The sequence below is a fragment of the Aliidiomarina indica genome, from assembly GCF_015354615.1.
GTDB lineage: Bacteria > Pseudomonadota > Gammaproteobacteria > Enterobacterales > Alteromonadaceae > Aliidiomarina > Aliidiomarina indica.
Genome location: NZ_JACAVQ010000002.1, coordinates 24,610 through 51,061 on the forward strand (window position 1 = coordinate 24,610; position 26,452 = coordinate 51,061).

The window sequence follows — 26,452 nt, forward strand, 5'->3', positions numbered from 1 at the left end:
AAAAAATAACAACATCACAACAAAACGGTCTGCTAATTGTCTAGGGGGAAAACCCCCTGCTGTAATGTAAAGAGTGCTGGAAATTCACTTGATTTCGTTACTTGGTTAGGCAATTGACCTTGGGGGATGCTCACGGGTGAGCGAACACGCAAACGACACGGATTATGCGTTACAGGTCAAACGGCTCGAGAAAGTTGTAACTCGGCTAAAAGCACTTACGCAGAAGTACAGGCAAGCTGAAGTTGTTCAGCAGGCCCTGTTCCGTATTTCCGAACTTGCAGCCTCCGCCCAAAACATGGACCAAATTTATTTATCGGTCCATCGCATCATCGGCCAACTGATGTCGGCCAAAAACTTCTACATCTGCCTTTACACTGAAAGCCGCGACAGCTTCCTATTCCCTTATTTTGTCGATCAATACGATGATGCGCGCATGGTGAATGAAGTGCCTGCGGCTGCGCTCATGCGCGGCATGACAGGTTACATTCTGCGTAGTGGCGAGCCAATGTTGTGTACAAAAGACAACATAGAGGAACTGGTAAAAGCAGGCGAAGTAAACTTCTTAGGTTCACTTCCTGTGGATTGGTTAGGTGTTCCCCTGATTGCCAACGATACGCTGATCGGCGCAATGGTGGTTCAGAGCTACGAAGAAGAAGTGCGCTATCGTGACGAAGATCTTGAGCTCTTAATGTTCGTATCGCAGCATGTGGTGAACGCGTTGGAACGTTTCCGCCATCGTGAATATCTAGAGCAAGAAGTTGCAAAGCGCACGGCAGAACTTCAACAAACCAACGAAGAATTGCGTGGCGAGATTATTGAGCGGGAAAAAGCCGAACGGCAGAATGCAGTGTTGTATTCCATTTCCGATCTCACCAACACCGCCGAAGATATGCAAACCTTCTACCGACATTTGCACGTGGAAGTGTCGAAGTTGGTCCAAGCCGATAACTTCTATATTGCATTGCTTACTGAGAACCGTCAGCAGGTGTACTTTCCTTATTACGCCGATGAGAGTGGTTTTCAAGCACGCCAGCGTAGCCTGCAAAAAGGTCTAACTGAATATGTATTGCGTACCCGAAAGCCCGCGTTCATCGATGGAAAAACGCGTGATGATTTAATCGCCAGGGGCGATGTGGTGCTTTCAGAAACGCGCGGTAAACTGGCCCATCAATGGTTGGGCTCACCCTTGATGATGGACGGTAAGATATTTGGGGTAATCGCCACTCAAACCTATCGAGACGACCGGCCCTATCAACGTGAAGATCTAGAACTGCTGAACTTTGTGGCGCACCACGTTTCCGTAGCCATCGAGCGACGTCGAGCGGCGGAACAGCTTGCGAAAGCGAATTCGTTCCTAGAAAAACGTATCGCTGAGCGAACTGAAGAGCTGGTGGAAGAGATTGAACGCAGAAAAGATATTGAAGCGCGCCTCTATCACGACGCACACCACGATAACCTAACCGGGTTACCGAACCGTGCAATGTTCACGGAACGGGTGAATCAGGCGTTGACGCGACAAAAGCGCGCAACCAAAGAAAACTTCGCCTTACTCTTTGTCGACCTCGATCGCTTTAAAAACATCAACGACACCTTGGGTCATTCAGCAGGTGATCAATTTCTGCTGGAAGTGAGTCGACGCATCCATAGCGCCATTCGCGAACCGGATTTCCTAGCACGCTTGGGCGGTGATGAATTTGTAATTCTGCTGGAGCCCATCAAGCACGTGGATGATGCCAAAGACGTGGCTGCGCGCATTATCGAGGTAATGAAGTCACCCTTTGTGTTGGAAGGCCAAGAACATTTCTCGGGTGCCAGTATTGGTATTGCTACCTGTCGCGGTGGTGATGACACCACCGATCGACTCCTGCGAGACGCTGATGCAGCCATGTACGAAGCCAAGAATTTGGGTAGGGGCCGCTATGTGGTGTTCGATGAAACCATTCGCAGCGGTCTCGTGGATGCCTTGAATCAAGAAGCCGCGTTGCGTTGTGCGCAAACTCAAAAGGATTTCCGAATTTGGCAGCAGCCAGTATTGAATTTAGATTCAAACGAAGTTCTTGGTTACGAAATATTGGTTCGTTGGCAGCGCGGCAAAAACATAGTTCTACCTGGTGAGTTTATCGGCATTGCTGAGCGTTCCGGCGCGATTATTGAAATTGATCACTGGGTACTGTCCGAGTCGTGCCAGTTATTGGCGTCGGTGCGTAAGAAAGGCGTGAAAGCACTTCCGATGCATCTGAATATGTGCGTACAGCATCTCCTTCGGCCACGTCACATTAATAAGCTGATGAGTATTGTTGATGAGGCAAAAGTTCCTGCCAATCTCATTGTCTTAGAGTTTGATGAAGAATCCTTGCAGCAAGAAGATCCCCGTCGCGTTCTGTCGAGTTTGCGTCGATTGAAAGAATTTGGTTTCCGACTCGCGCTCGACGATTTTGGACGTGGCACCGGTCCATTGCACTTCTTGTACAACTATCCATTCGATATCATCAAACTTGATAGTCGCTTTGTCGGACAAGTCGCGCGCAAAGAACGCGCCCGCGCAATGGTGCGTCACATTGTGACTCTGTGTACCGAGCTAAATATTGATTTATTCGCAGAAGGTATCGAGCAAGAAGAGCAGAGAGCCTATTTGCAAGAGCTCGGGGTGAAGGTGGGTCAGGGCAACCTGCTGAGAGAGCCGGCGCCCATTGATGTTAAAGCCCTAGCGAAAACCACTAAGAATCTTTCAGCATCGCTCTCAAGCGAGCAACGTTAGCTGCATTGCGTTGTTGCCGATCTTCCATCGATACCACTTTCTTTTCACCTTCCCACTCAATATCATCTTGAGGAAGTTCCATTAAAAAGCGACTGACTTCCGGGCGGATGGTTTCTCCGTATTGGCGCCGCTCTTTGGCAAGCGTGAATGTTAGCTTCTGTTGCGCTCGAGTGATGCCCACGTAAGCTAAACGACGCTCTTCTTCAATGTCATCATTATCAATACTGGTTTGATGGGGCAGCAAGCCCTCTTCCATGCCCACGAGAAAAACAAACGGAAACTCCAAGCCTTTACTGGCGTGCAAGGTCATCAATTGCACTTGGTCATCTGTTTCTTCGTCTTCTTGGCGCGACAACATATCCCGCAGGACTAATCGATTGACCACTTGCTCGAGAGTCATGGGGTCGTTATCTGGATTACCCATAAGCATTTCACTCACCCAACGATAGAGTTCGTTTACGTTCTTTATACGCATTTCCGCAGCGGTGGGGCTGCCGCTGGTTTCAAATAGCCAATCTTCAAAGTGGATATCTTGCAGCAGTTGTTTTACCGCTTGTGTGGCAAAGTCATGGCCGCCGTTTGCTTCGCGCGCGGCATGGTTAATCATATTAACGAAGCCTTGAACGTCTGCGTATGCACGGGTGGCCAAAATAGTTTTGAGACCGTGATGTTGGCAGGCAGCAAACAAACTTATGTTTTCTTGATGTGCCAACTGACCAATTCGTTCCATGGTGCTCGGGCCAATGCCACGTCGAGGTGTGTTAATGATGCGAAGCAGGGCGTTATCGTCGTCGGGATTCACCACCAAACGCAAATAGGCCATCACATCTTTAATTTCAGCGCGAGCAAAGAACGATTGTCCGCCGGTGATTTTGTAAGGAATGCGGTTATTCATGAGCGCTTTTTCGAAAACTCGCGCCTGGTGATTGCCACGATATAAAATGGCGTAATCACCATAACGAATGTTGTTGAGAAAACGTTCTCGAATAATTTCTGCTACGACCCGCTCGGCCTCATTCTCTTCGTTTTTACCGAAAATAACGCGCAAGGGTTCGCCGAACTCCATCTCAGAGAATAGCTTTTTCTCAAATACATGAGGATTGTTGGCTATCAGAATGTTGGCGCATTTGAGAACCCGACCGACTGAACGGTAGTTCTGCTCGAGCTTAATCACACGCAGTTGAATAAAGTCTTTTTGTAACTGCGCCAAATTTTCCGGCTGTGCGCCGCGCCATGAATAAATACTTTGGTCATCGTCACCTACCACGGTAAAGCGACCGCGCTCACCGACCAACAAACGTACAAGTTCGTACTGGCTTAAGTTGGTGTCTTGATACTCATCCACCAATAAATAGCGAATCCGATTCTGCCAGCGCTGGCGCACATCGGTGGAACGTTTTAGAAGCAATGTTGGAAGCAAAATCAGATCATCGAAATCAAGGGCATTACATGCTTGCAAGTGACGCTGATAACGCTCGTAAAGTTCCGCAAACAAGGGGTCGTCGGGACGATTCGGATCCGGTTGAACGTGCTCTGGTAGCAACATGGCGTTTTTCCATTGGCCAATGCGGCTTTGTAACAGCTGAATTTGTTGTTTATCGTTCTCTAACGCGTCTTCGCTCAGCGCTGCAAGCAAGGCGTAGCTGTCTTGATCATCAAATAAGGAGAAGCCGGGCTTAAAACCGAGCATGCCCACTTCGCGACGAATAATATCCAGACCCAACGTATGGAAGGTAGATACGCGCAAGCCCCGACAGTTCTTGCGTCCGACCCGCAAATGAATACGCTCGCGCATTTCTCGCGCCGCTTTATTGGTAAAGGTTACAGCGGCTATATGATGGGGTAGATATCCCGCGGAGCTAATCAAATAGGCGATTTTTTCGGTGATCACTCGCGTTTTACCGCTCCCGGCACCCGCAAGCACTAACATTGGGCCACCAATGTACTGCACGGCTTCTTGTTGTTGCGGGTTTAATTGCATGGATATCCTTGCTGAGTATGTTCTGGGTTTGAGCGATGGAAGTGCGCATTGTAGCCTAAAGCACGACCCGCAGGAAACGCTCTCTATTTTTGATGCTCATGCTATAGTAGGGGGCAATAAGGATGAGGAATTTTTCATGATAGATGCCAAAAAAATAGAACAAATCGCCCGCCAAATTACCGAGAGTATTCCACCTGGAGTGCGTGATATGGCCGATAACGTTGAGCAACGAGTGAAGCAAACACTGCAAGCGCAACTCGAGCGCCTCGATGTGGTTACTCATGAGGAGCTAGCGGTGCAGCAAGAGCTCGTATTGCGCTTGCGCAAGCGCGTCGAGGCCTTAGAAGCACGCCTTGATGCTCTTGAGCAAGGGGAGTCTGATTCGGAGTAAACTCATTGTCGATACTACGCGGCTTTACTTACTTACAGACTCGTACTCAATTGTTTCTGGCAATTGCCGGAAGCAGTTTGTTGCTTGTAGGCTTAATTCTATTTAGCACGCGATATTTCTTCGTACAGGATTTCACGCACTACATGGCAGAGCAAGAGCGCAATCGTCTGCAACAAGTGGCGGTTGTGCTTAGTGACTATTATGGTCGCTATGATCGGATGGGCGTGACCGAGGGGCTGAGTGAACGCGAGCTATGGCGGGCTATTCTCAGTGACATTCAGCGGGACGTGTGGCTCGAGCCGGAGCGTTTTAATTTAGACGCAGATCTGGCCTTCTCTGAGCTTAATTTTGTGACTGAATCTGGCGATTTAATTTTTGGTCCGCGCATTGAAGATGCCGTCTCGGAATTGGTGATTTATGATTCCGACATTCTCGGAATTTTAAGCACACCCATGCCCCATGGTGCTATCGCCCCCATCGACGCGGTATTCGCTCAGCAGCAGCGAGAGACTCTCATATACGCGGGCACAGCAGCGGTTATTTTGGCGGCACTAGTCGCGTTTTTGTTTGCCCTAGGTTTGCGTCAACGCTTACAAAGTCTGCGCCATAGTGCCGACGCGTTGGCAGCAGGGGATGCCCACATTCGCTTTTCGCAAACGGGTGCCGACGATGTGGCACAGCTAGGTCGTGCGTTAAACAAACTTGCCGCCACCCTGCAAGCCAATGAAACGCAGCGGCGCGAGTTCATGGCCGATGTTGCCCATGAGTTACGAACACCTTTAACCGTCCTGCAAGGCGAGCTAGAAGCCATTGAAGATGGCGTGCGCAAACCAGATTCCAGTGTCATTCAACGCTTGCAAGGTCAAACGAAACAGCTCACGCGCTTGGTGCAGGACATAGATACGCTTGCTCAAGCAGATTTAGGTGGCTTAGGGTATCAATGGCGACAGGTCGATGCCGTGTCGTTAGCGCAAGATGTTTGCCAGCAATTTCAGGCATCCGCCCGTGAGGCTGGGTTAAGTTTGGCTTACGTAGCTGATACGCCAAATGCCATGGTATATGGCGATCCAGAGAGACTACAGCAGGTGCTGAGCAATCTTCTAAGTAACTCATTGCGTTATACCGACGCGCCGGGTGAAGTTCGGGTACATGTGCGTCAGTCTAACGAGAGCGTAAAGCTCATTGTTGAAGATTCAGCACCCGGTGTCGCCGACGAACACTTGCCCTATCTGTTTGACCGGTTTTATCGTGTGCACCGAGACCGCGCCCGTCACAGTGGCGGTTCTGGACTCGGTCTAGCGTTGGTTGAACGTATTGTACACGCCCACACTGGGCAGGTAACCGCAAGCGCGAGTGCGTTAGGTGGATTGCGTGTAGAAATTGAACTATTTACTCATCCGGAATCGGTATGACAGAAAATACGACTAAAATTTTAATTGCCGAAGATGAAGCGGATATTGCTCACTTACTGCGGGATTATTTGCAGCAAGCGGGCTATCAATGCATTTGCACGGCCACGGGCACGGCGGCTATGCAGGCGTTTCACGAGCACGGTCCCGCTCTTGCGTTGCTTGATGTCATGATGCCGGAGATGGATGGTTTAGAAGTGTGCCGTAAAATCCGTGAGCAAAGTCGTATTCCCATTCTATTTATCACTGCGCGTCACGACGAAGTAGATCGCATTGTGGGTTTGCGGTTAGGGGCGGATGATTACATCGTAAAGCCATTTAGTCCGCGCGAAGTGGTGGCACGGGTTGATGCCCATATTCGTCGACAACAATGGCAACAAAATGGTACTGAGACAACGCCAGCGGATACATCGGGACTATTTCTCGATCTGGGCGCTTACCAAGCGCGCTACGAAGACGTTGCCATGGATCTCACTCCCGTAGAGTTTCGGTTGTTAGCTACCTTATCGCGACAGCCTGGGCGAGTGTATCGTCGCGAAGAACTAATTTCCGCAGCGTACGATGATCATAGGGTAGTCAGTGATCGCACTGTGGATAGCCACATTAAAAATCTGCGCAATAAACTCCACCAAGCGGGCGCTCCCACAACCATCATTCAAGCAGTGTATGGAGTTGGGTATAAGTATCAAGCAGGCTCCACAATTTCTTCATAATATACGCATATTTCCTGCGGAATCATGACGCACACTGTACCTGTGTGAAATGAGCCCCATGGCTCGGAGGAATGAAAATGAAAACACTATTATCACTCTTGTTAGTTCCTACTTTGGCACTGAGTTCAGGTTCGGTGATTGCGTCAGCGCAAACCGATAGCGACCAAGGAAAACAGGTTAAGAAAGAAAAACGTATTGAGATTCGTCGTGAAGGGCCCCGCGCAGAGGGAACGCCTGGCGGTCGCATGATGTGGTTTGAGCACTTTGACGGTGATGCCTCAGATATTGATCCCGAAGAATTGCGCGAGCGCATGCGCAGCTCACGAGAAGAGCGCATTCGTCAGCACTTTCACGATTTTGATCTAGACCAAAGCGGTAAACTCACCGAATCAGAGATGGTGGAGTTTATGACACGCCAAGCTGAAGAACGTGCGAAGCAACTGTTTCGTCGCCTAGATACTGATGGTACGGGTGTGATAAACGAAGATCAGTTTGTCGAGCGTTTAAGTGCGATGAGTGATGAGCGTCGTGAACGCGTTATTATTCGTCGTCAAGAAGCCGATGAGCGTCGGTTAGAAGCGGAACAACGTCGTACGGAAGCCATGGAACGAATGCAGCAGCGAACGCAAGAGCGCGAAGAACGTCGGCGCGAGCGTATGGAGCGGGAAAATAACCGCTAGTTTCACGATTAATTGACGTCACCGAATAAAGCTTGATGGCGAATCATATTCCCATCAGGCTTTTGTCGTTATGGCTTCACGTGTGCGTCGAAGAATTTAATTAAGGCATTATTCAGATCGCGCTGATAGCTCGTGAACTGGTGATCAGCATGGGAGTAGAGAATGAGCTCGTGAGGATGACCTAATTCGTCAAGGCGCGCGGCAAGGTTTTGCGATTGCTCAGGCGTGAGATTCCAGTCGCGCTGACCATGCAGCAATAAAACAGGCATTGAGCGAGGAAGCTCGTGTGCCCAGTTAATTACCGAGCGTTCTCTTAGCGTCTCATTACCTCGTTCAGCGTAGTCAGGAATATAGCGAGGTGCAGGATGTTCGGCTTCACCCCACTCATTTACCCACTGCTCTAAATCGCTTAAGGTCGCGGCCGAGGCGATCGCTTTAAATGCATTTGGACGTTCTCGTGCAGCAAGAAAACTCATCATACTGCCACGAGATCGACCATAAAGGCCCACTCGATTTTCATCAGCAGGAGCAATCGCTTGGGCGACATCAATGAGTCGTAGCACATCACCCAGATCGCGCCCGCCGTACTCATCGGTGCCATTCGACATGCCCGAGAAAACACCCCCGCCACCGCGGTATTGGCTGCCGATAACCAAATATCCAGCTTCAGCTAGTGGTAGCATTTGATTAAATATATCCACGAAGCTCACGCCGTGGGTAGGCCCATGACCGGGTCGGTTATAGATAATTACGGGGAGCTTCTCGCCTTCAAATTCACGTGGGAACAACGCAAATCCACCCACCATGGCATTGCCATTGCGATAAATGAGCCAACGGCAATCCATCTGCGTTCGCATGGTGCGAAAGCGCTCTTCCGGAAATTCAGATTCAAAGTGGGCACGGTCGTAGCGCGGATTTCTATTGCGCTGCACAAAATGATCAATGAAATTATTGTAGGTATCGTATGGTGGGGTATAGCAGGTGGCATTGTACTCTAACGACCAAGAGTCGTTCGCCCGAGCCATGCTAGCACTCATCAATAAGCAGAGAATTAAACCCGCACTTTGTATCAGTAAACGCATCTACTACAACCTCTACGCTTAAAAACTAGACGCACATCCTAGCAGTTATACGAAAAATTGACCACTTTGGAGCAGTAGGGGCAACGGCCACACCATAATGAACGACCTGAACCTGATTCACATGGGTGGGCGCACTTACAACCCGGTGCTAGGGCGCTTTATGCAGGCGGACCCGTTTATTCAGGCAGGAGCGAACTTGCAGAACTCTATATAGCACTACAACCGCTACAGCTATGTGCTGAATAACCCGCTGAGCTATACGGATCCAAGTGGGTATTTTTTCAAGAAAGTTTTGAAGACCGATATATTCAGAACGGCATTTTCTATTGGGATTGCTGTCTATACGGGTAGTGCTTCATTTACATTAATAAAAAATGGGTCAGTATCGGCAGCGTATTCAATGGCCGCTGCAGGCGGTTTTGCGTCTGGAGCGGTGCAAACCGGTAACTTACGAAGTGCTACAGTCGGTGCGCTCAGTTCGATGGCCTTTCTTGGTGTAGGCCAGGTGACGTATGGGGCTTCTAACTTAATGAAAGTGGGTTCCCACGCGGTTGTCGGGGGCGCCATATCCTCATTACAAGGAGGAAAGTTTGTGCACGGATTTGTCAGTGCCGGCATCACCAAGGGCGCACAAGTAAATGGCGTGGTTCCAGACAATCTAGTGGGCGGCACTATTGTCTCTGCCGTTGTGGGTGGCACAGTCTCAGAGCTGACCGGAGGTAAGTTTAGAAACGGTGCGGTGACCGGGGGATTTCAGTTTGTGATGAATCAATGGATTTCAGACCAAATGGAAAAATTGAGCGCCAGAGAGCGTTACACCGTTTTCATAAGCAAGGCAACATTGACCTTATTATTGAACGTTATCCTCACTTGGAAGACCTTACCCCAGAGATCTTTGATCTTGAAGTGCAAAGCTTAAGCAGTGAGCTGCGGAGAGCTAGCGTTCTAGCTTTCAGTGCTGAGGCGGGAAATTTTGTTGGTGCAGGAGTTCAATTCGTTGGCGAACAGAGTGTGGAGGTAGTCGCGACAAGAGGACTAGGACGTATAAGAAGGACGATCATGAGAGCAGCGGGCATGAATGTGACGAATGGCCCTGTGATGAGGCATCAACTGGTAGTAAATGAAAGGCACTTAGTAGAAGTGTATTTGTACTGGGAAGGCTTATGAAGAAACTAATATTCTCGTTGGTGATGATGCTTACTGCTTGCAGTCAGCCGGATTACGGTGATTTTTGTACGGAGTTTTACCTGAATTACGGCCACTCTGATCTTCACGAAGAAGGGATAGTTGAACAAAGGCAGGAATACAACCTGCAGTATTTGGAGTTTATTGGTGGTGGTATACATGAGATTTCAGATTTTGTTGAAGGGATGAGGCTCGGTGAAACAGTCGTTGATAAGGAAAAGCTTCAGTATTTTGGGCCTAAACTCATCTCGAATGCTTTGTTTATCGAAGATTTTGAGAGCGTCACATTTCTGCTTGAATCCGGAGTTGAACCCTTTGAAAGGATGAGTTGGGAATTAGCGCCTGCTGTCATGCTTCTTGCTGAAGACAACTGGCTTGAGTTACTCGAAAAAGCAGATGAAGCGACTGAGGGCAGATACGCGGAAAAGTTTGACCAAACCAAGCGGTACGGTCGAGTATGCTTAGAGTTGTAACCGCTGTGCTGCACGAAATAAAAATGGCGCAAAATTCTCCCATGGCTTTATCAGCGCGGGCATCACCAAAGGCATTGGAACCCACTTTAACGATCAAGTAGGGAACCAAGTGATTGCAGGAACCCTAGTGTCAGCTGCCATCGGTGGAACCACATCCTCCATTGTTGGTGGCAAGTTTGCCAACGGGGCGGTTACTGGGGTCATGCAGGCGTTGTTTAATTTGTATTCTTCTGAGGAAAACAAACCATCCAGAGTTTTTGATGCTGGATATGAAAACAATCATGGTTTTAGATGGGTTATTAAAGTTCCTGTTCATCAGTGGCCGCACGGGAATGCGTCGGGGATTGCTGTGGAAGTATACAAATGAGGTGGTAAATGAGAGTTATATGGACCGGGCTAATTATTTTTCTCCTTGCTTCGTGTGGAGAAGACAGTTTAGAAAAAAACGGTCTATATAGCCGTTCCGATTGCATCGTTAAATTTCAAATAGATATGGATGAGTTGAGTCGTGATGAAGTTAGGGAACTCTATGATGCTTTGTCATATTTTATAAGATCTGAGGCAGCTTACCCAATGGCTGGAATGACTTTCCCAAACAGCACTAGGGAGTTTTTTTATGTTCAGCTTTCTGACTCCTGCGACAGCAGATTAGAAATAACAGAGGCGATGGTTAAAAGATTCGTGAGTGCTCGGAGTCAAGGTTTCAACTATCAGGTATTTCCTGATGTCGTGTGCCCGTCCCCGAATACGATAAGCATGAGAGGACCATCATGGAACTCTAATGATAGCTGCAAATAGTTCTCAAGTAAGTGAATATGTAGTGGTCAAATAAAGCTGGCCAGCCGTTTATGGTCGGAGGTACGGTTGTCACCCATACGGAGCATGGGAGTGGCGTTGGGAACAGAAGCTTACGCGGGAATTGGAGGCCTTGGAATGCCACGACAGCTTGGATTTCTGTTAAGAACCGCAGGGTATCATTATGAAGTTCTCTCATCACCGCCCCCGTCATCGAATCTCATAGATCTCTTTGGAGAAAGATAAGTTATGAAGACTATACTTTTGATTATTATGATGAAGATGTGCTTGGCAAGCGCATCTGCATCACAAGAGCACTCTGAAGGTAGTTTGGGGATAGAGGCATTTGACGGGCTTTTACTATTCCCTGCAAATCTATATATAGAAAAATCAAGTTGGGAGAAAGTGCACGTTAGGTTATCAAATGCCAAAATTTATAGTGAGCTGACCGATGGTGGTTCGTCTTTTTTGAGTGTTAGGATAGGCCCTGCCGGAGATGAAATTAATCAATTTTCACAAGTAGCAGATGTAAACCTTAATTGTTTTGGATTTAAACAGTCTGTGATTGTTGAGGATGACGGGAAGGCGTTCGCTTACTTTTATGACGACTCAGAATACGTATCAATCACAACGAACGAAACTTCATTAATTTTTAGAGCACTGACTCATTTTATCCAGAGAGCCGAAGATACAAAATCATTGAGCTGCCTTCAACCACTGATATTGTTAATACAGGAACAGAAATGAGGCAATGAGGCAGGTCACATTCCTTCTGGAGCGGTGTACACACGGCAAGGCACCAGAACCACAGATGCAACTGACACGGGTCATGCCATAATCGCAACATGCGATCTCTGGCAGCTTCTTGATGGGTATTACAGGGTCAGCAAAGCAGTGTGTATCAGCACAGCAGTTTTAATTTGGTACGGCGTTTGTTAGTGGTGTCGGGGGTGGATTTACAAGCATGCTCGGCGGGGGCGCGTTCCATCATGGCTTTGTCAGTACGGGGATGGGGCAGGTCGCAAACAATGCCGGCGGAGACCTAGCCGTAAGCATGATTTTGAGTGGCACTGCGTCACAAGTTGTCGGTGGTAAGTTTGCGAATGGGGCGGTGACCGGGGCGTTTGCTTGGGTTGCCAGGGCTGGGGCGGAGGCAGCAAGAGAGCCGACTGCTGAAGAGATAACTTATGCAAGGCTGGCAAAAGGAGTTTATGACCCAGAGTTCGAAGGTGCTGATGGTTACACTCGTGTTAAGAATCATACTGATGATAGAACGGGTCTCCAGGCAGCTTTATTCGTCAACCAAGATACCGGTCATCATGTCTTGGCGTTTGCCGGTACCGATCCAAGTTCCTGGGCGAACTGGAAAGCCAATCTGCGCCAAGCCTTTGGTTTTCGCAGTGCTCAGTATGAGCAAGGGATAGACTTGGCAATTGGGTACCATGAGGGCACTGGTGGAAACATCCACTTCACGGGTCATTCGCTGGGCGGTGGAATAGCATCAGCGTCTGCAATAGTGACGGGTGGTAGTGCCACTGTTTTCAATGCAGCCGGGGTGCATACTAATACTCTGCGAGGTTTCGCGCCATCCAATGGTTCGGTGAACTACATTTATAGCTCCTTTGATGCATTGCGCTTAGGGAACATGGTCACGCCAGCAAGAGTGCCGGCTGAGCGTATCCCCTTGGGAGGAGCGGGACTACATGGTATGAGAGGCGTTTGTCGAGAGATGGGGTGTTGAAGATGCGCATGGAGACCTTGAAAAGAAATTTGTGTTTCTTATTTTTGAGCTTTACGTTGGGCTTGCCTGGTTGTAAAGCAGGAGAAATCGATTTTGACGCTATGAAATCATCCGAAGAGGCTTTCAATAAACGCCAGGGGCAAGAGCTGATCATTCAGATGCCGCTGAGAACGATGTTTCCAAACCAGCCGATCCGAACATTGGCTGAGGCGGCTGGGAAAGGGAGGCTCACAAAACTAGAAGAGCTAGTTAAGCAGGGTGTTGACGTTAACGCACGGGGAAATAATGACGCAACCCCACTGTTCTGGGCACTGCGCAACAGCAATCTGAAGGGCTTTACTCGGCTGCTGGAGCTGGGGGCTGACCCCAATCTCTTGTTTGCCGACGGATCTGTGATGCACTGGGCGACGATGCACGAAGATGTAGCTTTCTTGAAGGTTGCCTTGGAGCACGGCGGCGACCCCAACCTGAGAGCGGGTCAGCTTGGTGAAACGCCACTGTTCTTAACAGTTGGTCTTGAAGGGGATAACAGGAAAGAGCATAGGCAGCTTTTGTTGGACTCGGGAGCCAATATTAATATTAGGACAGTTGATGACTCTTCATACATGCCTATCGGCGGGAATACTCCGATAATGAAAGCCGCAGGGTTGGGGCGATTTAATGTTGTGTATGAGTTACTGGAGCTGGGAGCCGATTACAAAATAAAGAATGACAGTGGCCGCGATCTGACGGATCGAGTAGGACAAAAAAGAGGTGCATTTATTTCCGGCAGTCAACAGGAAAAAGATTTACAGAGAGTCATTGACTGGCTGTCGGAGCGGGGGGTTGAAATTCCACCCCGCGAATAGTCCCCCTCTGGCAGGATAGTTGGCACTACTTAGAAATTAACCAGTTAGGGCGTTAAGGTTTTGATTGTGCCACGTTACTCGGAAGAACGTAAGCAGTTGGTTTTAAGTAAAATGATGCCGCCGCTGAATATGACTATCGCAGAAATTGCACGAGGAGCTGGGCACGTGCCGGCAGCGATAATAGGCTGGGGACCTCAAACTACTTCAGGAGCGATCGGTACAGCAATTGGAAGTGGAGGATAAATGTCGGCTATAACTCAATGGACTAACAAAAAGTTCGGCAGTGGAACCTTGAGTGAAACCTATCAGATGGATGCTAACTCAAACCGCTTGTTATCGGTCACCCGAGGAAGTAATCAGCGTAGTCTGACTTACGATGCAAATGGCAATGTGGTCAGTGAAATTTTGTTCAACGGACAAACACGGAACTATACCTACAATCAGGACAACCGTATGGTGAGTGCTGGCAACACCACCTATGGGTATAATGCATTGGGGCAACGGGTGCGTAAAACCACAGGAAGTACCTCCACGCACTATATATACAGCCCGACGGGGCAATTACTTGCCGAGGGTACGGCGAAGCAATATATTTATTTTGCGGGTCAGGTGGTCGGTTATATTGCCAACAACCAGTTGTACTATGTGCATAATGATCATCTCGGTCGCCCTGAAGTAATCACCGACCAGTCGCAAAACGTAGTTTGGCGGGCACAGCTCGAAGCCTTCGATCGCACCGTGTTAACAAGCTCGATAGGTGATTTTAATATTGGTTTTCCGGGCCAATACTGGGATGCAGAGAAAAACAGCTGGTATAACTATTTTCGGGATTACGATGCCACCACAGGCCGCTATCTGCAAAGCGACCCGATAGGGCTTGCAGGCGGGATGAATACCTATGGGTATGTGGGGGCGAATCCGGTTAGTTATATTGATCCTCAGGGGATGTCCCGACGAAGAATAGGAGCGATATGTGTTGGTGTTGCAACTGCAGCGTTTGTTTTTGACGTTGGAGGTGTCCGTACAGCAGTGATGAATATGAAAGAAAACAACCCTTATTCTCAAGCATTGGAAATATATGAAAGTGGTATTAATGAGTTAACTGAGATGAGCGAGAGTTGCGACGATGTAGTCACGCGCCATAAAATTATCGAGCAAATTTCTCGTCTCGAGGCAGAAAGATTAAAAGTTATTCAGGCGCATGCTGAGTGGGCTGTGAACCATAGCTTCGGCGGAAAAACTGGGGCAATTGGTTTGGGTTTAGTGGTTGCTGGTGCAGCTTGCGGAAGCGTAATGCGATGAAAGCTAAGCGATTTATCGTGCTACTCGTGGCGTTATACCTCTTTTTCTTGCTAAATCACCTTATGTTTAGCTACGTGTCTAGTGTAAGAAGTGCAGCCCAGCATGCTGTAACTCAGGTAGACGAAGAAGGACACGCCCTCTACTCAGAAATACTTGGGGACCGTTATGTACTGCGACCGAATTCGGTTTTAGCATCTTATGGTCAGAGAGCCTATTATTACACGTTCTTCGATGCCGTTTATCACTGGTTAAAACTGAGGGATGATTCGAACGTTATGGCTTGCGATATCAGCTCAAAGCTCTGTTCAATATTTGTGTATCGTGTGAAGGACGGCGGACAAGCGTTTATGAACTTGGCTACCAATAATCATTTGTTGGATAAGTTCAGCTATCAACGGTATTGCATCGCAGGGGTCGATGGATTCGGAAAGAATTTAGTAAGTGTTGGCGGCGATGAAGTTACTCCAAACTTCGTGTTTCTAACGGAGTCGTCTAGATACATCATATCATTACGAGATAAACGCGATTATTTAGGGTTGTGTGCTCAATAGCGGCGTTTTTCAAGGCGGCGTTTTTCAAGGTAGTTGACACTTTTTTCTCGTTTAAGCAGCCTGTTTTTCTTCCTGCTTAACTGGCTTTTTCTCAGGGTTTAATGTTATTGGCCCAACTATCCTGCCAGAGGGGGCCACTCAGGGGCAGGTGATTGCCATTGGTGGCAAAACGTTGCGCAGGTCATATCAGCGGGGCGACAAGCATTCGACGATTCACATGGTCAATGCCTTCTCCTGTGCGAATAAACTGGTGCTGGGGCAAGTAAAAACGGCCGTCAAGTCGAATGAGATTACGGCTATCCCGCATTTTTCATGTACTCAGCGCCGACCGAATCACCCAAGAATAAGAAAGCTGTACGCCTTCGCGGAAATGCTGCATGGATGCTATTCCTGCCGTTGCAACCCTTTTAAACTCTTACTCTTAGTTTTCATGGATGAAAGAGGGGTGGTTTATGGGCCTTGCGGTGGTGATGACGCGAGCGCAAATGGGCATGGAGGCGCCGTTAATTCGAGTGGAAGTAAATGTATTGCGAGGTGTGCCCGCGTTTCAAATTATTGGCATGCCGGAAACAACCGTGCGTGAAGCGAAGGATCGGGTGCGCACGGCTATTATGAATAGCGGTATCGACTTTCCGGTCGCAAAAATCACTGTGAATTTATCGCCTGCAGAGTTGCCCAAGCAGGGGGCTCGCTATGATCTAGCGATAGCACTAGGGATTTTGGCGGCGAGTGATGAGTTTGATGAAGCGGCCTTGGCGGGCTTAGAGTGCTTTGGCGAATTAGCACTGGATGGCGCGGTGCGTAGCATTCAAGGCACATTACCCGCCTTATTAGCATGCCAAAAGGCTGGACATCTTGCGCTTATTCCAGCCCTTAATGAAGGGGAGGCGGGGTTACTGAGGGAGCCCTCGGCCTATTTGGTAAGTTCGTTAATCGCAGCGGTGCGCCATATGAAGAAGTATGCCGCTTTGCCGCTCGCGGAACCTGCCGAGCTTGCGTATTCCCCTGTCTATGCCGGTGATATGGCCGATGTACACGGTCAATCAATGGCCAAACGTGCATTGCTCATAGCTGCCGCTGGCGCGCACCATGTGCTTTTCGTTGGTCCACCGGGTACTGGGAAGACCATGTTGGCACAGCGTTTGGCAGGCTTAATGCCGCCTTTAGCCGAGTCGGAGGCCTTAGAAGTTGCCGCGATTGACTCTCTATCCGGTGCACCCTTCACGCCAGAGCGTTGGCGCTTGCGCCCTTTTCGTAGCCCGCATCATTCGTGCTCGGCTCCGGCTTTGGTTGGGGGAGGCTCTGTCCCCCAACCCGGCGAGATCACCCGCGCCCACCATGGAATTTTATTCCTCGACGAACTAACCGAAACGCCCCGACACGTGCTCGACAGTTTGCGTGAACCCATGGAAAGCGGACGGGTGTGTATTAGCAGGGCAAAGCACCATGCGGTATTTCCGGCACGCTTTCAGCTTGTATGCGCATTAAATCCGTCGCCATGCGGAAGCTTTGATGGCGACATCCGCTCCTCTCGCGCCACCCCCGATCAAATATTAAATTACCTTAACAAGGTGTCTGGCCCATTTCTCGATCGTATTGATTTGCAGGTGGATGTGCCTCGTCAACCCGATGCTTTGCGCGATGCACAACAACCGAGCAATACCGACTCTGACAAAAGCACCACTAAGTGCAATGACGGGAGTAGTGCAATATTACGTGCTAAAGTGGCAGCGGCTCAGGCAGTTCAGCGTGAGCGGCAAGGATGCTTGAATCATCATTTAAGCCCACCACAACTCAAAGAGGTTGCCCGTTTAACGCAGGACGATCATGATTTTCTGGTGGCAGCTATGGAAACGCTTAAGCTCTCTCATCGGGCTTACCACCGAACTTTGCGTGTGGCACGAACAATTGCAGATATTGAGCAAATGGAGCAAATTCAACGATCGCATTTAATGGAAGCCATGAGCTACCGTGCCCTTGATGTGCTTCTTAATCAGTTGCGAGAATACTAGATTCTAGGATATTGAAATTGGTATTTTCGCAAGCGCAGAGGTAAGGTGTAGCCATTCTAGAGCAACGTATTAACCGAGGAGAGGCTATGCAGCCACAACAACGTATTGTCTGGATTTGTTTGGCGGTCATTCTTTTTACCAGTGTTGTTTGGTTCGAAGCAGTGGTTCTGCCAGCAGATTACATGTTTATTTGGCGCTGGACAGAATCGCAGGTGATTTATGAAAGTTTGATCACGGTGGGCTTTTTAGTCGCAGCGATTGTCGGTTATTTTCTACTACGCAAAGGGGCGGGTGACTGGGAGCAATGGAAAATTGTGCGCTTAGGCATCATGATTTGGATTGCCATGTTGGCTTTACTCACCCTATTTAGTTTATATGTGTACACCTTGGGGAATCAGCATGTCGCAGATGCCTACGAAGGTGATGGCTTTGAGATTACGGCCATGGGAAGCGTGAACGAACAAGAAGGTGTCGGCGAGTTTTTCGTGGTGATGAGTTGTGATTTCCGAGGTTTTTATAAGCGGGTCATTTATCTTGACCGTGTGGTTGGCATCGACGATGTGAAATTCAAATGGGACAACGGCGAGTTAAGAGCCAGCTATCAGCTGGAAGGTCGGGAATTACGTGATACGCTCATCGAAGTTGATGAGCTTTATGCGCAATGTTTACGCAGCGACTCTGAGCGGCCGATAGAATAAATAGCACACTGAGTGCCGCTGGCCATAAAAAAATCCCCGAGACTGCATGCAGCTCGGGGATTTTTACTTGAGCGTTTAGTCGTAACGGTAGTGATCTTCCCAACCCCAAGGCGCTTGCGGTGCCTCAACGGTTTGGCTTAAATCAACATCTACTTGGAATTCACGACCTTCGCGCGCTAGGCGATAGCGTAATGTATTGCCATCAGGGAATGACAAGATCCAGGTGTTATCAATAGATGCGGTATAACCGAGCTGTGCAAACAGACGCTTACTGTAATCATCTGCCGGGAACGCTTGTTGCGTCGGTGTACCTGCAGAGATAGTGTGACCGCCATACATGGTGAGCGGGTCATGGCTTCCATCTTCTAATCGATGGTCGTGTTTGAGTTCAAGCTCACGCTCATGCGTGTCCCGCGTCACAATCCATGTCCGTGAATGGTTGTCACCCACGTGCAATGGAATGCGAATTCGGTTCTCTTCGCACTCTCTTACTTCAATCACGATACGGTTATTAATCCAGTTTTCATCCATTTCTGGATCGCCCATGCTGACATGGCCTTCGTAGGCGTTACCACAGTGTTCAAGGAGCGCTTCAAAAAACGCATCTTGTGGGTGTTGTTCTGCAGGCGTACAAGCACTGAGTGCAAGTAAGGCAGAACTTAATAGGCCGAGTTTTATCCCGTTAGCAGCGTTAATTTTCATGTCCTCTATCCTGTTGTCACGAGTTGTTTTTTTGATTGTAACGATATTTGATCCGATTAAAAAGGTATAGCTTAGATTGCACTGGCATGGATACTCACTCCATGAATGAGTAGAATAGACGGGTTTATGACCAAATTCACTGTATACGAGTAAGGAAAGGCATTCTGATGAAGGTTTTTGCAAATGCTTTAGAGATGATCGGCAACACGCCGATGGTGCGGGTAAATCACATTGATACAGGCCCGTGTGAATTGTATTTAAAATTAGAGACGCAAAACCCGGGTATGTCGATTAAAGATCGTATCGCAGTGTCGATGATTGCCGCCGCAGAAGCGGATGGAAAAATCAAACCGGGTGACACCTTAATTGAAGCCACTGCGGGTAACACTGGCTTAGGCTTGGCGTTGGTTGCAGCACAAAAAGGTTACAAGCTGATTATCGTATTGCCCGATAAAATGAGCCGCGAAAAATTATATAACTTGCGCGCGTTAGGTGCGGAGGTCATTGAAACCCGTTCTGATGTGCAAAAAGGCCATCCTGAATATTACCAGGATGTGGCGTTGCGTATATCAAAAGAACGGGATGCTTTTTACATTAATCAATTTGAAAACCCTGCAAACGTCACGGCGCATTATGAAACTACCGGACCGGAAATGTGGCAACAAATGGACGGTAAGCTTGATGCGTTCGTGTGTGGCGTTGGTTCGGGTGGAACCCTCACTGGCGTTGGTCGCTACTTGCGTGAACAGAATCCAGATGTAGATTTAGTGCTTGCCGATCCCGACGGCTCAATTTTGGCGCCTTTGATTAATGAAGGTAAAGAAGTTGAGGCAGGAAGCTGGCGCATCGAAGGTATCGGCGAGGATTTTATTCCGGTTATTTGTGACATCGCGCTAGCCGGGAAGGCCTATGCCATCAGCGACAAAGAGTCATTTGATGTTGCCCGTGAAGTGCTGCTAAAAGAGGGTGTCATGGTGGGTTCTTCTTCCGGTACCTTGATTGCAGCTGCATTGCGTTATTGTCGTGAGCAAACAGAAGCGAAGCGTGTCGTGACGCTAGCCTGTGATACTGGCTGCCGCTATTTATCAAAATTATTTAACGATGAGTGGCTGGCCGCTCAAGATTTCGAATAAGAGGTTATTGCCAATATGCGTGATACAAAACATTTAGCATTCGCAACGCGCACCATTCATGGTGGGCAAGAACCAGAGCCGGTAACCGGGGCGGTGATGCCGCCAATCGTGACCAGCTCTACTTACATTCAATCGAGCCCTGGCGTGCACGCTGGGTTTGAGTACTCGCGCTCGCACAATCCAACCCGTTTCGCTTGGGAGCGCTCCGTCGCAAACCTAGAAGGTGGAACGCGCGGGTTCGCATTTGCCTCAGGCATGGCAGCCACATCCACCATTCTTGAGTTAATTGATAGTGGTGACCATGTGGTTGCTATGGATGATCTCTACGGCGGCAGTTTCCGCTTGTTTGATAAAGTGCGCGAGCGCTCTTCGGGTCTTACTTTTAGCTACGTAGACATGGCGGATGTAGATGCGGTGGCTGCCGCGTTTACTTCGAAAACGCGCATGGTGTGGATTGAAACGCCGAGTAATCCCATGATGAAGTTGGTGGATATTCAGGCTGTAGTAGAGCGCGCACGTGCTCACAATCCAGATATGATTGTGGTGGTGGATAATACCTTTGCAACGCCGTATAACCAGCGGCCACTTGAGCTGGGTGCCGATATCGTGATGCATTCTGCCACCAAATATCTCAATGGCCACTCCGATATGGTTGGTGGTATTGCTGTTGTGGGTGAGCGTGAAGATCTGCAAGAGCAAATGGCATTTTTGCAGAACTCCATTGGCGCCGTTGCCGGGCCATTTGATAGCTACCTAGCATTACGTGGCGTGAAGACTCTGGCACTGCGCATGAAGCATCATAATCAAGCGGCTTTAGAAATTGCCCAATGGCTTGAGCAACATCCGCGGGTGGCGAAAGTGATTCATCCAGGCCTTGAAAGTCACCCTCAGCATGAATTGGCGAAGCGCCAGATGCATGGTTTCGGTGGCATGATTTCTATTTTCTTGGATGGTGATTTGGATCATGCGCGGCGCTTCTTAGAAGCGGTCGAGATTTTTGCTTTGGCGGAATCTTTGGGTGGTGTAGAGAGTCTGATCGAGCATCCGGCAATTATGACCCACGCATCGATTCCAGCAGAGAATCGCCAGAAACTAGGAATCCACGATAATTTTGTTCGCATCTCTGTAGGTATTGAAGATACCCAAGACCTTATTGCGGACCTTCAGCAAGCGCTAGAGGCAATGTAAAATGGCCATTCCTCCGTTTCACTTAGCGATTCCTGTGGATGATCTCGCCAAAGCCCGTGCTTTTTACGGTGATTTGTTGGAATGCGAAGAAGGGCGTAGCTCGGATCAGTGGATTGACTGGAATTTTCATGGGCACCAGTTGGTCACTCATGTGGCTCCAGAGCGGTTGCTGCCACCGGTCACCAACCCGGTGGATGGGCATAATGTGCCCGTGCCGCATTTTGGTGTGGTGTTGGATATGGCCGCTTGGGAGGCGTTGGCGGAGCGAGTGAAAGCCGCGGGCGTTGCCTTTGTGATTGAACCTTATGTACGTTTTAAGGGGCAACCAGGCGAACAAGCGACCATGTTTTTCCATGATCCGGCGGGCAACGCCATGGAGTTTAAAGCCTTTAAAGACCTCAGTAAGCTTTTTGCCAAATAAGTCTCAAAGCGTCTACTGGCGAGGTGTTGGAAAAGGCGAGTGTTAGCGAATTAATACGCACTCGCCTTTGCTTGCATCCATCACTAAACAGCTGTGCGCCGGCACAATCACTAATAAATCCCCAAGTTTTAACTCCGCCAGCATGGTGTCGGGTACTTTCACCTTGCCATGTTCTTGCGACATGCTTTGCAAATACGCCCCTTGAATCGGACCGCCCCAACCATCGCTGGTAATCCGCATCACTTGTCCATACTGTGGTTTACCATCAATAAGCACGTAATCTTTGCTAAAGTGCACCGCACCGCCATGCACAACCACTTCGCCGCGCTCGGGGTATCTCGCTATCACAGGGCAGGCGATGGCTAAGGCGATATCAGACCAATCGCAGGCACCAATGCGCTGTTGTTGCCAATCAAAGAAAACATAGTTACCGGGCCGAATTTCATTGGCGCCGGGAAAGCTCTCCATTCGGCTACACGTTGGGGTATCGCCAACAGAGACTCGGATGGATTCAGCGGGTATCGGGGACTCTTGAAGCAACTGGTGTAAGCGAGTAAGGCTCTCTTCGTGAACTTGGGCGATGCCATGGTCACCTCGGGTGTTGTAGCTATTGCCTGCGTGCAACAGAACACCTAAATGCCGAACTTGCGGCATCTTGTGTGCAGCTTCAAATAACTCATAAATTCGCCGAGATTCGCGCCATGAAATACCGGTACGTCCATACCCGGCATCAATTTCTACGTACAGATCGACAGGATGCATGAGGCGCTGAACTGTTTTTAATGCATCAATATGCTCTATGGTAAGGCCTAAAGTGACCTCACGTGCCATTCGATTATAGGCGGGTAATTGCCGGGGATTCAGCGGAATCGCAATTAAAATATCGCGCCAACCCGCATCGGCAAAGAGGCGGGCCATGGGCACGGAAGAAACGGCGATAGGGGTTTGCTCTGCAGGACCAAACCATTTGCCAATGATCGGCGATTGGTGGGTCTTAAAATGAGGTCGCAAATCAACCCCCGCGGAGCGCGCCTTGTCTTGCATGCGTGTGATGTTGCGCTTTGCTTTGCGGCTGTCCACCACAACTTCGGGGCCAGCAATGGTGTCCCAATTCATTTTCATGGCAATTATTCCCCTGTCCACGGAACCCGTTCAAGATCCACGTTACCGCCACTTAAAATTAATCCTAAACGTTTCCCTTGAAACAGTTCTGGATACTTACATACCGCAGCATAAACCACCGCCGAAGAGGGCTCCACGATTACCTTCAGAGATTGCCAGAGCACTTTCATGGCACGAATAACATCGGTATCGGATACCAGCAAAATGTCGTTCACATAATCTTGCACCACAGGGAAGGTGTGGCTGCCTAGGCTGGTAAGTAGGCCATCACAAATACTTCGCGGTGGCATGGCGGCCTGAATGGTGCCTAACTTCAGTGAGCTGGCGCCATCTGCGGCGAGCTCCGGCTCCACGCCCCATACTGGAATTCCCTGACTGTGGGCCACCATGGCAGTGCCACTCAACAAGCCACCGCCACCTAGTGGCGCTAGGATGCCATCTAGCTCGGGCTGCTCTTTGATTAGTTCCAACGCAGCAGTCGCTTGACCGGCTATAATCAGCGGATGATCGTAGGGAGGAATAAACTGCATAGTGCTGGCTTCTTGCCAATGTTTAATTTGGGCTTCACGGGCGGCCATGCCTGGTTCTATCTCGGTAATATGAGCCCCAAATCGTGCAATATTTTGCTTTTTTACGCCTGGGGCGTTATTGGGCACGGCAACGTGTACAGAGACACCTAAAATTTGGCCTGCATGGGCCAATGCTGCACCATGATTTCCCGATGAAACCGTGTATACGCCTGCTTGTCGCTGCGACTCGGTAAGGTGCAGAAGGGCATGGCAGGCACCCCGGAATTTAAACGCGCCGGTTTTCTGTAAATTCTCGCACTTAAACCACAATTGAGTGCCGGACGAGGCGCCGCCTACCGCATGATCTAAGCACGGGCTATTGAGTACGGGGGTTTGCACGATATAAGGTGCAATTAGTTTTTCTGCCCGCAGAATCAAATTCAGATTCAAATCATCTGCGCCTGCAATATGCTGCCAACCGGTCAAGAGTTTACTCCGCTTACTGGTGGATTCTGCCTATTAAGAGTACACTAAGCAGCTGTTCCCAGACCAGTTTTGTTTCGTACAAGGAGTTCTCCATGGATACCCTCACGGCGGCAATCACGTTGCTATTGATTATGAATCCTTTGGGTAACTTACCCATCTTCATTTCCGTGTTGCGTCATGTGGATCCAAAACGTCGCAAGAAAGTGTTAATTCGGGAATTGCTGTTCGCGCTCTTCTTTATGTTGCTGTTTTTGTATTTGGGTACCAGCCTATTAGCTTGGCTCGGTTTGCGTCAGGAAGCGGTGAGTATTGCCGGCGGTATTATCCTCTTTATCATCGCGCTGCGCTTAATATTCCCTCAACCGGGTGGTGTGTTAGGGTTGCCTGCTGGCGATGAGCCTTTTATTGTTCCCTTAGCGATTCCGTTAATTTCGGGGCCATCATTGTTAGCGGCTTTATTGTTACTCGCGAATAATTCACCGGACCGAATGTTTGATTGGACTCTCGCCAGTGTAATTGCATGGGCCATTTCAGCGACCATCTTAATGTTTAGTAGTTTCTTCTTGCGAGCGCTCGGACAGCGCGGCTTGAATGCGATTGAGCGTTTAATGGGGATGATTCTTGTCATGATCGCGGTGCAAATGTTCCTCGATGGCATCATGGCGTATATGGATAAAGCGGGAGCTGTGGGCTGATGACTAAGAAAGATACCTTTCAACGTATCCGTGCTTTAGAGCTTCCCCATCAAGGCGTGCTCGCGGCTTATTTGTGTGAACGTATGCTGCCCAATTATCGTTATTTTCATGAGCTCACTGAGTTTGGTGATCCGGCAGTATTGCGTGGAGCCCTTGATGCTGTATGGGAAAAGTTGGCGGTGAATAAAGGGACCGATTGGCAGCGTTGGCAAGAAAAGTTGGAAGAGATAACGCCAACAGAGCAAGAATATGACGTGCTTGGTGTGTTTCCCGCTATTGCTGCTTGTACTGGCTTGAGTAGCTTGTTGCAGGGTATTGAAGAGAAGGATGGGGCGTCTCTACTGGACGTGTCGAAAATCTCGCAAGGAGCGGTGTCGCATTATCTGGAACTGGGTGAGTTTAGCGACATTGAAGATGCGGGGATGCGCGCAAAAGCAATTGCTGAACATCCTCTAAGCTTGTATGAAATCGATATTCAGCAAGCCATGCTAACTTTTTTAGAAGAAACGAGTCATATCGACAAGGCTCTGATTCGTGAAGTGCGGGCGATCGCCCGCGACGAGGGCATGTCGAATTTAGGTATTTGAAGTTAGGGGCGTGGCGCGCCTGCGTTGCGCTTTTGTAACACCATCATCCAACCAATCACCCCAAACAAAAAGATAAAACCGTAGTCTCTGCCGGTGGGATGAATATGGGCATGGAAGGCTGCGTAGAAAATCAGCATTTGCAAAAGGTGCAACACCACTAAAATTCCTAAAAGCAACGCAAACAGGGCAAAGGCCTGCCCCGGAAAGGGCACAACTAGATTGGCGAGCAACAGGATCCAAATCAAACTAAATAGCACTTGCCCAATGATAATAACGGCACGCATTGCGGCTCCTTACTTAAATTAACGTTCTTTCGTGAATTTTATTTTAATAAACTTGGTACAGTCGGCAGCACACTTGGCCGGCTAACTTCTCTCTGTGCAAATGCCAATTTGCTGGGGCTTCATAAGGAAGTGGGTGCTCACTTTCTATGTATACCCAGCTACTTCGAGACACAGCTTCCATACTTACCAGCTGTGCAATGGTGTTTGGCAGCAGCTTTTGATGAAATGGCGGATCAAGAAATACCAAATCAAAGGGCGTTTGCGGTGTGTTTAAATAGGTACGTGTTTCGGTGCAATTCACTTCAGTGAAGCTTTCCGCTTCTAAACGACGTAAGTTTTCTTTTAATTGGGCAGCAGCCGGTGCCGAGCGCTCTACAAATACTGCCTGGGTGGCACCTCGCGATAAGGCTTCAATTCCCAAGCTTCCTGCGCCGGCAAAGGCATCGAGCACACGGGCATCGGCGCACCCAAACTGTAGCCAATTAAACAAGGTTTCTTTCAACCGATCAGTGGTGGGCCGTAAGCCCTCAAGATCGAGTACTGGTAATTTGCGACCACGCCAACGGCCACCAATAATTCGAATTTGGCCAGTGGCTTTAGACGGTTTTTTCTGTGGACGGGTTGGGCGCATAGTGTCTCCAAAATAGGCATGTAGTGTACCTTGCTTCCCCCTCACAGCAAAGCCTAATGGCGTACACAAATCAGG

28 protein-coding genes and 1 pseudogene are annotated in these 26,452 nt (G+C 49.0%); 22 read left to right on the plus strand and 7 right to left on the minus strand.

What is annotated here, in order from left to right:
- The first annotated feature begins 136 nt into the window (after window positions 1-136).
- Entirely contained in the window at window positions 137-2,758 is a 2,622-nt protein-coding gene (locus HXZ99_RS04445) for a sensor domain-containing phosphodiesterase (RefSeq protein ID WP_194756084.1), read from the plus strand.
- On the opposite strand, the gene rep is transcribed toward HXZ99_RS04445, so the two are convergent.
- Window positions 2,718-4,739: a DNA helicase Rep gene (gene rep, locus HXZ99_RS04450; protein ID WP_194756085.1), complete on the minus strand. Its 2,022-nt coding sequence runs from the start codon at window positions 4,737-4,739 to the stop codon at window positions 2,718-2,720. The genes HXZ99_RS04445 and rep overlap by 41 nt on opposite strands.
- Window positions 4,740-4,875: 136 nt before the next feature.
- Between rep and HXZ99_RS04455 the strand changes: the two genes are divergently transcribed.
- The 4 genes from HXZ99_RS04455 (at window position 4,876) to HXZ99_RS04470 (ending at window position 7,932) form a co-directional block, all read left to right on the plus strand.
- A complete protein-coding gene (locus HXZ99_RS04455) occupies window positions 4,876-5,130 on the plus strand; it encodes an accessory factor UbiK family protein (protein WP_194756086.1) in 255 nt (84 codons plus the stop codon).
- Window positions 5,131-5,135: 5 nt separating this feature from the next.
- Entirely contained in the window at window positions 5,136-6,542 is a 1,407-nt protein-coding gene (locus HXZ99_RS04460) for an ATP-binding protein (protein ID WP_194756087.1), read from the plus strand.
- Window positions 6,539-7,252, plus strand: coding sequence for a response regulator (locus tag HXZ99_RS04465; protein ID WP_194756088.1), 714 nt, complete (start codon window positions 6,539-6,541; stop codon window positions 7,250-7,252). The genes HXZ99_RS04460 and HXZ99_RS04465 overlap by 4 nt, the downstream gene beginning before the upstream one ends.
- A gap of 77 nt (window positions 7,253-7,329) precedes the next feature.
- On the plus strand, window positions 7,330-7,932 hold the full coding sequence (locus HXZ99_RS04470) for an EF-hand domain-containing protein (RefSeq protein WP_194756089.1): 603 nt from the start codon (window positions 7,330-7,332) through the stop codon (window positions 7,930-7,932).
- 68 nt (window positions 7,933-8,000) lie between these two features.
- Here the strand turns inward: HXZ99_RS04470 and HXZ99_RS04475 are convergent, their stop codons facing one another.
- Complete coding sequence (locus tag HXZ99_RS04475) at window positions 8,001-9,014, minus strand: alpha/beta hydrolase family protein (protein ID WP_194756090.1); 1,014 nt, start codon at window positions 9,012-9,014, stop codon at window positions 8,001-8,003.
- A gap of 94 nt (window positions 9,015-9,108) precedes the next feature.
- Here HXZ99_RS04475 and HXZ99_RS04480 point away from each other — a divergent pair, with 94 nt between their 5' ends.
- The 12 genes and pseudogenes from HXZ99_RS04480 (at window position 9,109) to HXZ99_RS04535 (ending at window position 18,619) form a co-directional block, all read left to right on the plus strand.
- A complete protein-coding gene (locus HXZ99_RS04480) occupies window positions 9,109-9,228 on the plus strand; it encodes a hypothetical protein (protein WP_331458474.1) in 120 nt (39 codons plus the stop codon).
- 186 nt (window positions 9,229-9,414) lie between these two features.
- Entirely contained in the window at window positions 9,415-9,933 is a 519-nt protein-coding gene (locus HXZ99_RS04485; protein WP_194756092.1) for a hypothetical protein, read from the plus strand.
- A gap of 244 nt (window positions 9,934-10,177) precedes the next feature.
- Entirely contained in the window at window positions 10,178-10,672 is a 495-nt protein-coding gene (locus HXZ99_RS04490) for a hypothetical protein (RefSeq protein WP_194756093.1), read from the plus strand.
- Window positions 10,673-10,799: 127 nt separating this feature from the next.
- Entirely contained in the window at window positions 10,800-11,039 is a 240-nt protein-coding gene (locus tag HXZ99_RS04495; protein ID WP_194756094.1) for a hypothetical protein, read from the plus strand.
- Between the two features lie 677 nt (window positions 11,040-11,716).
- Window positions 11,717-12,214, plus strand: a complete 498-nt coding sequence (locus HXZ99_RS04500; RefSeq protein WP_194756095.1) for a hypothetical protein — start codon at window positions 11,717-11,719, stop codon at window positions 12,212-12,214.
- 217 nt (window positions 12,215-12,431) lie between these two features.
- Window positions 12,432-13,208: an alpha/beta hydrolase family protein gene (locus tag HXZ99_RS04505; RefSeq protein ID WP_194756096.1), complete on the plus strand. Its 777-nt coding sequence runs from the start codon at window positions 12,432-12,434 to the stop codon at window positions 13,206-13,208.
- A gap of 2 nt (window positions 13,209-13,210) precedes the next feature.
- On the plus strand, window positions 13,211-14,056 hold the full coding sequence (locus HXZ99_RS04510; RefSeq protein WP_228517652.1) for an ankyrin repeat domain-containing protein: 846 nt from the start codon (window positions 13,211-13,213) through the stop codon (window positions 14,054-14,056).
- Window positions 14,057-14,299: 243 nt separating this feature from the next.
- Window positions 14,300-15,358: an RHS repeat domain-containing protein gene (locus HXZ99_RS04515; RefSeq protein WP_194756098.1), complete on the plus strand. Its 1,059-nt coding sequence runs from the start codon at window positions 14,300-14,302 to the stop codon at window positions 15,356-15,358.
- A 74-nt stretch (window positions 15,359-15,432) separates the two neighbouring features.
- A complete protein-coding gene (locus HXZ99_RS04520) occupies window positions 15,433-15,909 on the plus strand; it encodes a hypothetical protein (protein WP_194756099.1) in 477 nt (158 codons plus the stop codon).
- A 136-nt stretch (window positions 15,910-16,045) separates the two neighbouring features.
- Window positions 16,046-16,213: pseudogene (locus HXZ99_RS04525) on the plus strand (ISAs1 family transposase); the annotation flags it as partial.
- A gap of 148 nt (window positions 16,214-16,361) precedes the next feature.
- Window positions 16,362-17,921, plus strand: a complete 1,560-nt coding sequence (locus tag HXZ99_RS04530) for a YifB family Mg chelatase-like AAA ATPase (RefSeq protein WP_194756100.1) — start codon at window positions 16,362-16,364, stop codon at window positions 17,919-17,921.
- Between the two features lie 86 nt (window positions 17,922-18,007).
- Window positions 18,008-18,619 carry a hypothetical protein gene (locus HXZ99_RS04535; protein ID WP_194756101.1) on the plus strand — a complete coding sequence of 204 codons (612 nt, stop codon included), beginning with the start codon at window positions 18,008-18,010 and terminating at the stop codon, window positions 18,617-18,619.
- Between the two features lie 75 nt (window positions 18,620-18,694).
- Here HXZ99_RS04535 and HXZ99_RS04540 read toward each other — a convergent pair whose 3' ends face one another.
- On the minus strand, window positions 18,695-19,321 hold the full coding sequence (locus HXZ99_RS04540; RefSeq protein ID WP_194756102.1) for a hypothetical protein: 627 nt from the start codon (window positions 19,319-19,321) through the stop codon (window positions 18,695-18,697).
- A 167-nt stretch (window positions 19,322-19,488) separates the two neighbouring features.
- Here HXZ99_RS04540 and HXZ99_RS04545 point away from each other — a divergent pair, with 167 nt between their 5' ends.
- Genes HXZ99_RS04545 through HXZ99_RS04555 form a run of 3 tightly spaced genes read left to right on the plus strand, consistent with a single transcriptional unit; the run spans window position 19,489 to window position 22,063 of the window.
- Window positions 19,489-20,454 carry a PLP-dependent cysteine synthase family protein gene (locus HXZ99_RS04545; protein ID WP_194756103.1) on the plus strand — a complete coding sequence of 322 codons (966 nt, stop codon included), beginning with the start codon at window positions 19,489-19,491 and terminating at the stop codon, window positions 20,452-20,454.
- A 15-nt stretch (window positions 20,455-20,469) separates the two neighbouring features.
- The gene (locus HXZ99_RS04550) at window positions 20,470-21,642 is read left to right on the plus strand and encodes a cystathionine gamma-synthase (protein ID WP_194756104.1); all 1,173 of its coding nucleotides are present in this window, start codon (window positions 20,470-20,472) and stop codon (window positions 21,640-21,642) included.
- 1 nt (window position 21,643) lies between these two features.
- Complete coding sequence (locus HXZ99_RS04555) at window positions 21,644-22,063, plus strand: VOC family protein (RefSeq protein WP_194756105.1); 420 nt, start codon at window positions 21,644-21,646, stop codon at window positions 22,061-22,063.
- 42 nt (window positions 22,064-22,105) lie between these two features.
- On the opposite strand, the gene HXZ99_RS04560 is transcribed toward HXZ99_RS04555, so the two are convergent.
- Both HXZ99_RS04560 and HXZ99_RS04565 read right to left on the minus strand, forming a co-directional pair.
- Window positions 22,106-23,185, minus strand: a complete 1,080-nt coding sequence (locus HXZ99_RS04560; protein WP_194756106.1) for an alanine racemase — start codon at window positions 23,183-23,185, stop codon at window positions 22,106-22,108.
- Between the two features lie 5 nt (window positions 23,186-23,190).
- Window positions 23,191-24,180, minus strand: a complete 990-nt coding sequence (locus HXZ99_RS04565) for a threonine ammonia-lyase (RefSeq protein WP_194756107.1) — start codon at window positions 24,178-24,180, stop codon at window positions 23,191-23,193.
- Window positions 24,181-24,272: 92 nt separating this feature from the next.
- Between HXZ99_RS04565 and HXZ99_RS04570 the strand changes: the two genes are divergently transcribed.
- Entirely contained in the window at window positions 24,273-24,875 is a 603-nt protein-coding gene (locus HXZ99_RS04570; RefSeq protein ID WP_194756108.1) for a YhgN family NAAT transporter, read from the plus strand.
- Window positions 24,875-25,462, plus strand: a complete 588-nt coding sequence (locus HXZ99_RS04575; protein WP_194756109.1) for a YjaG family protein — start codon at window positions 24,875-24,877, stop codon at window positions 25,460-25,462. Before HXZ99_RS04570 ends, HXZ99_RS04575 begins: the two co-directional genes overlap by 1 nt.
- A gap of 2 nt (window positions 25,463-25,464) precedes the next feature.
- Here HXZ99_RS04575 and HXZ99_RS04580 read toward each other — a convergent pair whose 3' ends face one another.
- Complete coding sequence (locus tag HXZ99_RS04580) at window positions 25,465-25,746, minus strand: DUF1145 domain-containing protein (protein WP_194756110.1); 282 nt, start codon at window positions 25,744-25,746, stop codon at window positions 25,465-25,467.
- A 43-nt stretch (window positions 25,747-25,789) separates the two neighbouring features.
- On the minus strand, window positions 25,790-26,377 hold the full coding sequence (rsmD, locus tag HXZ99_RS04585) for a 16S rRNA (guanine(966)-N(2))-methyltransferase RsmD (protein WP_194756111.1): 588 nt from the start codon (window positions 26,375-26,377) through the stop codon (window positions 25,790-25,792).
- Window positions 26,378-26,452: the final 75 nt, after the last annotated feature.

Coding starts and splice junctions, on each gene's coding strand:
- rep (WP_194756085.1), bottom strand. CDS start 4,739: ATGCAATTAAACCCGCAACAACAAGAAGCCGTGCAGTACATTGGTGGC.
- HXZ99_RS04455 (WP_194756086.1), top strand. CDS start 4,876: ATGATAGATGCCAAAAAAATAGAACAAATCGCCCGCCAAATTACCGAG.
- HXZ99_RS04465 (WP_194756088.1), top strand. CDS start 6,539: ATGACAGAAAATACGACTAAAATTTTAATTGCCGAAGATGAAGCGGAT.
- HXZ99_RS04470 (WP_194756089.1), top strand. CDS start 7,330: ATGAAAACACTATTATCACTCTTGTTAGTTCCTACTTTGGCACTGAGT.
- HXZ99_RS04475 (WP_194756090.1), bottom strand. CDS start 9,014: ATGCGTTTACTGATACAAAGTGCGGGTTTAATTCTCTGCTTATTGATG.
- HXZ99_RS04485 (WP_194756092.1), top strand. CDS start 9,415: ATGGCCGCTGCAGGCGGTTTTGCGTCTGGAGCGGTGCAAACCGGTAAC.
- HXZ99_RS04490 (WP_194756093.1), top strand. CDS start 10,178: ATGAAGAAACTAATATTCTCGTTGGTGATGATGCTTACTGCTTGCAGT.
- HXZ99_RS04500 (WP_194756095.1), top strand. CDS start 11,717: ATGAAGACTATACTTTTGATTATTATGATGAAGATGTGCTTGGCAAGC.
- HXZ99_RS04505 (WP_194756096.1), top strand. CDS start 12,432: ATGCTCGGCGGGGGCGCGTTCCATCATGGCTTTGTCAGTACGGGGATG.
- HXZ99_RS04510 (WP_228517652.1), top strand. CDS start 13,211: ATGCGCATGGAGACCTTGAAAAGAAATTTGTGTTTCTTATTTTTGAGC.
- HXZ99_RS04515 (WP_194756098.1), top strand. CDS start 14,300: ATGTCGGCTATAACTCAATGGACTAACAAAAAGTTCGGCAGTGGAACC.
- HXZ99_RS04530 (WP_194756100.1), top strand. CDS start 16,362: ATGGGCCTTGCGGTGGTGATGACGCGAGCGCAAATGGGCATGGAGGCG.
- HXZ99_RS04535 (WP_194756101.1), top strand. CDS start 18,008: ATGCAGCCACAACAACGTATTGTCTGGATTTGTTTGGCGGTCATTCTT.
- HXZ99_RS04540 (WP_194756102.1), bottom strand. CDS start 19,321: ATGAAAATTAACGCTGCTAACGGGATAAAACTCGGCCTATTAAGTTCT.
- HXZ99_RS04545 (WP_194756103.1), top strand. CDS start 19,489: ATGAAGGTTTTTGCAAATGCTTTAGAGATGATCGGCAACACGCCGATG.
- HXZ99_RS04550 (WP_194756104.1), top strand. CDS start 20,470: ATGCGTGATACAAAACATTTAGCATTCGCAACGCGCACCATTCATGGT.
- HXZ99_RS04555 (WP_194756105.1), top strand. CDS start 21,644: ATGGCCATTCCTCCGTTTCACTTAGCGATTCCTGTGGATGATCTCGCC.
- HXZ99_RS04560 (WP_194756106.1), bottom strand. CDS start 23,185: ATGAAAATGAATTGGGACACCATTGCTGGCCCCGAAGTTGTGGTGGAC.
- HXZ99_RS04570 (WP_194756108.1), top strand. CDS start 24,273: ATGGATACCCTCACGGCGGCAATCACGTTGCTATTGATTATGAATCCT.
- HXZ99_RS04575 (WP_194756109.1), top strand. CDS start 24,875: ATGACTAAGAAAGATACCTTTCAACGTATCCGTGCTTTAGAGCTTCCC.
- HXZ99_RS04580 (WP_194756110.1), bottom strand. CDS start 25,746: ATGCGTGCCGTTATTATCATTGGGCAAGTGCTATTTAGTTTGATTTGG.
- rsmD (WP_194756111.1), bottom strand. CDS start 26,377: ATGCGCCCAACCCGTCCACAGAAAAAACCGTCTAAAGCCACTGGCCAA.